We start from the raw sequence: 6,459 nt of genomic DNA on the forward strand, positions 1-6,459 counted from the left end.
GCCAGGCCTCACCATGCCCCCGTACCGTGTGAATCGTGAGCAGTAGCGGCCTTATCTACGCGGTCATCGTGGGAGCCTGGGCCGCCTATCTGGTGCCGATGTGGCTCCGCAGGCAGGACGAGCTCAACGAGTCGCGTCCGACGGAACGCTTCAGTACCGCGATCCGCCTGCTGGCCGGCCGGTCGGCGCTGGAGCGGCGCGCTTCGAAGTCCCTCACCGACGAGTCCGACGGCGGCGAACCCGCCCCGACCGAGGACGACGCCCCCGGCGACGCCCCGGCCTCCGGCGCGCCCGCGGCCGCCGACGGCGCCCAGGCCGATCCGGAGCTCCCGGCCGTCGGGCCGGCGGACGCCCCGGCCGCCCCCGGGAGCGCCGAGGTCGCCGAGGTCCCCGAGATCCGGGCCCCGGGCGCCGAGCCGTCCGCGGACCGGCCGGTGCACCGCCCGACCGCCCAGCGCCGGGCCCGGTTGCTCGCCCGCCGGCGCCGGATGGTCACCCTGCTCTTCGTCGCCTTCGCCCTGGGCGCGGTGGTCGCGGCCGTCGCCGGCTTCGCCTTCATCTGGGTGCCCGCCCTGCCCGCCGTCCTGCTGACCTTCTACATCGGCCACCTGCGCCGACTGGAGCGACAGCGGTACGAGGTCAAGCTCGACCGCACCCGGGCCGCCCAGGCCGCCGAGCGGCTGCGGGCCCGCGAGCGGGCGCGCGAGCAGGAGCGGGCCGCGGCGGACGAGCCGGCCGTCGAACCGGAGGCGGACGTGCGTGCCGCGGACGGGCCGGCCCGGCCGCACCTGCGGCTGGCCGCCGACCTGCCGGCGCACGGCCCGTCCGACACGGCCTCGACCGCGACGGCGCTCGCCGAGGCCACCGACCACGAGGAGTGGGTCGACGGGATGCGCGAGCGCGGGCCGGCCGGTGCCGACTCCTGGGAGCCGGTGCCCGTCCCGCTGCCGACCTACGTCACCGCGCCGGTCGCCCCGCGGGTCACCCGCGGCCTCGACCTCGCGGCCCCCGGCGTCCGCGACTCCGGCCGCCCGGCCGAGTCCCGCCGCACCCCGCTGTTCGACCAGTACGCGGAGAGCGCGGCGCCGCCCGAGGCGGACTGCCCGCCCAGGGCCCGAGCGGCCAACGAGTGACCTCCGGCGCCCCGCCCTCCGCCCCCGCGGACGTCGGGGCGCCGCACGTCGGGGGCGGTTCGGGACCCGCAGAGGCAATGGTCACGAGGTGGTCCGCAGAGGTGATAGAGTTCTTTCTCGTTGGGGCTGTGGCGCAGTCCGGTAGCGCACCTCGTTCGCATCGAGGGGGTCAGGGGTTCGAATCCCCTCAGCTCCACCAACGAAATCCCGTTCGGTCGTCGACCGGACGGGATTTCTGTTTTCAGTGGCCGGGCCCGAACTGAGCGGGGGTCAGCCGAGGCCGGCCTCGGCCGCGGCGGCGAGGGCGAAGCCGTGGTCCTGGGCGGGAGCGCCGCCGCCGATGCCGAGGGCGCCGACGAGCCGTCCGTCGCGGTGCAGCGGGATGCCGCCGGCGAGGAAGAGCAGCGGGCGGTCCAGGGCGGTCGGCAGGGTGTGGAAGACGCCGCCCGGCTGCACCGCCTCGACCAGGTCGGCGGTGGGGGCGTCCAGCTGGAGGGCCGTGTAGGCCTTGCGGGTGCTGGTCTCGCCGGCGATCAGCACGGCCCGGTCGTCGCGGCGGAAGGCCAGCAGGTGGCCGCCGGCGTCCAGCACGGTGGCGGAGATCCGGACGCCCTCGGCCCCGGCGGCCCGGTGGGCGGCGGTGATCAGGCGGTCGGCGTCGGCGGTGGTCAGCGGGTTCATCGGGTGCTCCGGTTCGGTTCGGTGGTGCGGGTGGATCGTGCGCCGGGTGGGGGCGAGGAGGGGCGGACGGTCGGTCAGTGGTGGACCGGCACCCGCGGGTCGGCGGGTGCGGCCACGGTGGCCGGGGCCGCGTTCGGGGCCACGTTCGGGGCCGCGGTGGACCGGCGGTCCAGCGCGGTGGAGAGGACGGCGAGGCCGAGGGCGGCCCCGGCCATCAGCGCACCGACCCAGTTGGGGGCGGTGGCGCCGAAGCCGGCCGAGAGGACGGCGCCGCCGAGCCAGGCGGCGAGCGCGTTGCCGAGGTTGAAGGCGCCGATGTTGACGGCGGAGGCGAGGGTCGGGGCGTCGGCCGTCCGGTCCAGGACGCGCTTCTGCAGCGGCGGGACGGTGGCGAAGCCGAGCGCGCCGATCAGCGGCACGGTCAGGGCGGCCAGCACCTTGTCGTGCGCGGTGAAGGCGAACAGTGCGAGCACGACGGCGAGTGCGCCGAGGGCGGTCATCAGCATCGGCATCAGCCGGCGGTCCGCGTACCGGCCGCCGATCAGGTTGCCGGCGACCATGCCGAGCCCGAACAGGACCAGCAGCCAGGTGACGGAGGACTCCGCGTAGCCGGCGGCGCCGGTCATCATCGGTGCGATGTAGGTGATCGCGGCGAAGACCCCGCCGAAGCCCAGCACGGTCATCAGCATCGCCAGCACGACCTGGACGTTGCGGAAGGCGGCCAGCTCGCGGCGGATCCCCGGCCGGTGCGCGCCGTCCGTGCCGGGCCGCGGGTCGGCCGGGACGAGGGCGGCGATGCCGGCCAGGCCGGCCACCCCGAGCGCGGCGACCAGGGCGAAGGTGGCCCGCCAGCCGACCTGCTGGCCGACCAGGGTGCCGAGCGGGACGCCGACCACGTTGGCGACGGTCAGGCCGGTGAACATCATGGCGATCGCCCCGGCCCGGCGCGCCGGGGCCACCAGGCCCGCCGCGACGATCGAGCCGATGCCGAAGAAGGCGCCGTGCGCGAGCGAGGCGGTGATCCGGCCGGCGAGCACCAGGCCGAAGGTGGGGGCGAGGGCGGTGAGCAGGTTGCCGGCGACGAACAGCCCCATCAGCAGCATGAGCATCCGCTTGCGGCTGATCCGGGTGCCGAGGACGGCGAGCAGCGGGGCGCCGACCACCACGCCGAGGGCGTAGCCGGTGGTGAGGAGCCCGGCGGTGGGGACGGAGACGCCGAAGTCCTGGGCCACCTGCGGCAGCAGCCCCATGACCACGAATTCCGTGGTGCCGATGCCGAAGGCGCCGATGGCGAGCGCCAGGAGTGCGAGAGGCATGGGTGGCCCTCCGAATGGTTGCGTGCAGGTCTTACGGGCTTCGACATTAATTGCAGACGCTGATAGTTGCAAACGCGGGCTTTTTCGGAGTTGGACTACCCTGGAACGGACACCGCAGCGAAGGGAGCAGTGGTCCCCATGACGCGACCCGAACCGGGCCTGGCCCACGGCTGGTGCGCCCTCTCGGCCCTGCACGGCCGGATCGAGACGTACATCGAGCGCGCCCTGCAGGCGGAGCACGCACTGAGCGTGCGCGAGTTCTCCGTCCTGGACGTGCTCAGCGACCAGCACGACGGCGAGGGCGGCCACTTCCGGATGGCCCAGCTCGCGGACGCCGTCGTGCTCAGCCAGAGCGCCACCACCCGGCTGGTCACCCGCCTGGAGGACCGCGGCCTGCTCGCCCGCTACCTCTGCCCGACCGACCGCCGGGGCATCTACACCGACGTCACCGAGGCCGGGCTCGCCCTGCTGGAGCAGGCCAGGCCCACCAACGACCACGCGCTGCGCGAGGCCCTGGACGCGGCCGGGCGCCGCCCCGAGCTCGCGCCGCTGGTCGCCGCCGTCCGCGGCCTGGAGCAGGCCCAGGCGGCAGCGCAGGCCGGGCGGCCGGTGCAGGCGGTGCAGGAGGACGGCGCCGCGGCGCCCGTCCCGGTCGCGGTCGGCTGACCGGGCGGACGGCCCGGGAACGGCGCAGGGCCCGGCCGCGGCGACGGGGTGTCGCCGGGGCCGGGCCCTGCGCGGTGCTGCCGACCCGGAGGGTCAGCTGCGGTACTGCGGGTGCTGCGGCGCGGGCGCCTGCGGAGGCACCGGGGCCGGTCCGGCGGGCCGGCGCCCGCGCGGGTGGCGGGTGAGGGTGTAGCCCCACACGCCGGCCAGGGCGGCCAGGGCGCCGCCCGCGACCGTCCAGTACCAGCGGGTGTTCCAGCCGGAGAACAGGCCGCTGTACCAGTGCGACTCCGGCTCGGCCGGCGCGGCCACCTCGACCGTGCCCGGCGCCGCCGGGGCGGAGGCCGAGGGCTTGGCGCTCGGGGTGGCCGCGGTCGCGTCGGGCGCCGCGGTGGAGCCCGCGTTGACCGGCGGCACCAGCGGGGCCTTCAGCTCGCCGCCCTCCGGCTGGGCGTCGTCCGCCCCGCCCTTGGCGGAGACCTGCAGCTTCACCTGGGCCGCGAGGCCGAGGTCCTGCTGCGGTACGTCCGCCACGGAGAGCCGGACGTAGTAGGTGCCCGGCAGCGGGTCGCCCGACCACGGCTCGGCCCAGGAGCGGATCTGTCGCAGCGCGCAGCTCATCGACACCGAGGCGGTGCCGGTGTCCGCGGTGGCGTTCTGCGGACCGGCGGTGCAGGACTGCCGGCGGCGCAGGCCGTCGAACAGCTCCACCGACCAGGTCTGCGCGCCGTGCCGGTCACCGGACGGCGGCAGCGCCACCGTGACGTGCACGGTGTCGGTCTGGCCCTCGGAGGCGGCGAACGCCCAGTACAGGTAGTCGCCGGTGGAGGCGGACACCGCGGCCGTCCGCCCGGCGGGCAGCGGTGTCGCGGTCAGGAAGGTCGTCCCTGCGGTCGTCACCGGGGCGGTGTCGGCCGAGCCGGACGGCGCCGGCGACGGGGAGGCCGCGGCGGCGGACGGCGCGGCCGCCAGCAGGGCGCCGAGCCCGATCGGCAGCACGGCCGCGGCACGGGCGGCCCGCGAACGCAGCATCAGGGAACGCATCATCGGTGCACGCATCGTCAGTTCTCCCGCCAGACAGCGATCCGCCAGCGCGCGACCCAGCCGAAGAGCAGGCCGGCCAGCAGGCCCGCGAGGGTCAGCACCAGCAGCAGGATCCAGCCGCGGCCGAGACCCATGGCCGGGCCGTCCGGTGACGGCGAGGCCTTGGCGACGTCCACCGTCAGCTCGACCGGCAGACCGGGCTCGGCCTGCACGCCGGCCTGGGCGGCGAAGGAGTTGCTGACGACCAGGCAGACGACGCCGTCGGTGGCCGCACCCTTGCCGGACGGCGAGGGCGTGGCGTCCTCGTCCGCCGCCGGGGCGGACCAGCGCAGACCGGTGGAGGCGACGTCGGTGCGGCCGCTGCCCGCGTCCGTGCCGCGCACCAGCTCCTGGCCGCGGGTGTCGGTGGCCAGCAGCAGCACGCCGTAGTCACGGGCGACCGCCCGGTCCGGGGTGACGCTGACCGAGGCGCGCAGCTCCTCGCCCGCCTTCACCGGCACCCGGTAGACGCGGTGCTCGGAGAACTTCTCGCGGTCGCTGTAGACGCCGGGCCGCAGCACCGGCGCGTTCGGGCAGGCGTCGGCGCCGGCCACCTTGGCGGGCGTCACCCGGTAGGTCTCGCCGGCCCGGTTGACCAACTGCTTGACCTTGTCGGTCAGCTGTTCCTTCGTCCGCACGTCGGTGTAGGTGCCGCCGGTGGCGTTGGCGATGCACAGCAGCTGCTGGCGGGTCTTGTCGTCGTGGGCGAGGCCCAGCGTGTCGACCACCAGGTTGATGCCCTGCGAGGCCAGTTCGCGGGCCACCTCGCACGGGTCCGGCGGGGCGCAGGAGTCCTCGCCGTCGGTGATCAGCACCACCCGGCGGGTGGTCGGGCCGTTGCCGAGGTCCTGGGCCGCGCCGCGCAGCGCCAGGCCGATCGGCGTCCAGCCGGTCGGACGCAGGGTGGCGACGGCCGTCTTGGCCTCCACCTTGTTCGTCTTCCCGACCGGGTAGAGCTGCTTGGTGTCCTTGCAGCCCTCCGCCTTGTCGTTGCCCGGGTAGGTGGCGCCCAGCGTGCGGATGCCGAACTCGGTCTCCGCGGGCAGGGCGTCGATCACCTCGCCGATGGACTGCTGGGCGACCGAGATCCGGCTCCGGCCCTCGATGTCGGTGGCCCGCATGGAGCCGCTGACGTCGAGGACGAGGTCGACCTTGGGTGCCTCGGTGGTGGCGGCCGCGGTGCCGCTGGGTTCGTCGGCGTACGCCGGGAGGGTGCCGAGCAGCATGCCGGCGGATATCGCCAGTGCTGACAGCAGCCCCGCCGCGCGGGTCGCCGTTCGTCGTCGGGTAGTCGTCACGCGCGCATCCTATGGATCATCAATTCGGTTCTCCCAATGTGCAGGGCCTGTGCGAACCAAGCGGATTGTGCGGATCGGAGCACCGCGGCCCACCGGGTCGGAGCACCGTCTAGGCTTCCGCGGAGGGAGGGGGCGCATGCGGCTCGACGGGGTTGGACGGCGGTACGGCAGGCGCGGGCCGTGGATCCTGCGCGGGGTGGCGCTCGCCGTGGAGGCGGGCGCGCTGGTGCGGATCGGCGGCCCGAACGGCAGCGGCAAGTCCACCCTGCTGCGGATCGCGGC

The 6,459-nt window shown here is 75.5% G+C and carries 6 protein-coding genes, 1 tRNA gene and 1 pseudogene; 4 read left to right on the forward strand and 4 right to left on the reverse strand.

The features are described from left to right. Positions 1-35: 35 nt before the first annotated feature. A complete protein-coding gene (glpR, locus tag ABZ641_RS05055) occupies positions 36-1,133 on the forward strand; it encodes a gephyrin-like molybdotransferase receptor GlpR (protein WP_359979269.1) in 1,098 nt (365 codons plus the stop codon). 122 nt (positions 1,134-1,255) lie between these two features. Continuing rightward, positions 1,256-1,332, forward strand: a tRNA-Ala gene (locus ABZ641_RS05060). A 71-nt stretch (positions 1,333-1,403) separates the two neighbouring features. Here ABZ641_RS05060 and ABZ641_RS05065 read toward each other — a convergent pair. Both ABZ641_RS05065 and ABZ641_RS05070 read right to left on the reverse strand, forming a co-directional pair. Beyond that, on the reverse strand, positions 1,404-1,814 hold the full coding sequence (locus ABZ641_RS05065) for a heme-binding protein (RefSeq protein ID WP_344625976.1): 411 nt from the start codon (positions 1,812-1,814) through the stop codon (positions 1,404-1,406). Positions 1,815-1,888: 74 nt separating this feature from the next. Further along, the gene (locus ABZ641_RS05070) at positions 1,889-3,130 is read right to left on the reverse strand and encodes an MFS transporter (protein WP_359979272.1); all 1,242 of its coding nucleotides are present in this window, start codon (positions 3,128-3,130) and stop codon (positions 1,889-1,891) included. 138 nt (positions 3,131-3,268) lie between these two features. Here ABZ641_RS05070 and ABZ641_RS05075 point away from each other — a divergent pair. Further along, positions 3,269-3,694, forward strand: a pseudogene (locus ABZ641_RS05075) (MarR family transcriptional regulator); the annotation flags it as partial. Between the two features lie 195 nt (positions 3,695-3,889). On the opposite strand, the gene ABZ641_RS05080 reads toward ABZ641_RS05075, so the two are convergent. Both ABZ641_RS05080 and ABZ641_RS05085 read right to left on the reverse strand, forming a co-directional pair. Then, positions 3,890-4,843: a peptidase gene (locus tag ABZ641_RS05080; protein ID WP_359979275.1), complete on the reverse strand. Its 954-nt coding sequence runs from the start codon at positions 4,841-4,843 to the stop codon at positions 3,890-3,892. A 14-nt stretch (positions 4,844-4,857) separates the two neighbouring features. After that, positions 4,858-6,177, reverse strand: a complete 1,320-nt coding sequence (locus tag ABZ641_RS05085) for a VWA domain-containing protein (protein ID WP_344625979.1) — start codon at positions 6,175-6,177, stop codon at positions 4,858-4,860. A 136-nt stretch (positions 6,178-6,313) separates the two neighbouring features. Here ABZ641_RS05085 and ABZ641_RS05090 point away from each other — a divergent pair. Next, positions 6,314-6,459: ATP-binding cassette domain-containing protein (locus tag ABZ641_RS05090; RefSeq protein WP_359979284.1), on the forward strand; the 146-nt coding region annotated here is incomplete at its 3' end.

The organism is Kitasatospora sp. NPDC007106, from assembly GCF_040634455.1.
Classification (GTDB): Bacteria; Actinomycetota; Actinomycetes; order Streptomycetales; family Streptomycetaceae; genus Kitasatospora; species Kitasatospora arboriphila.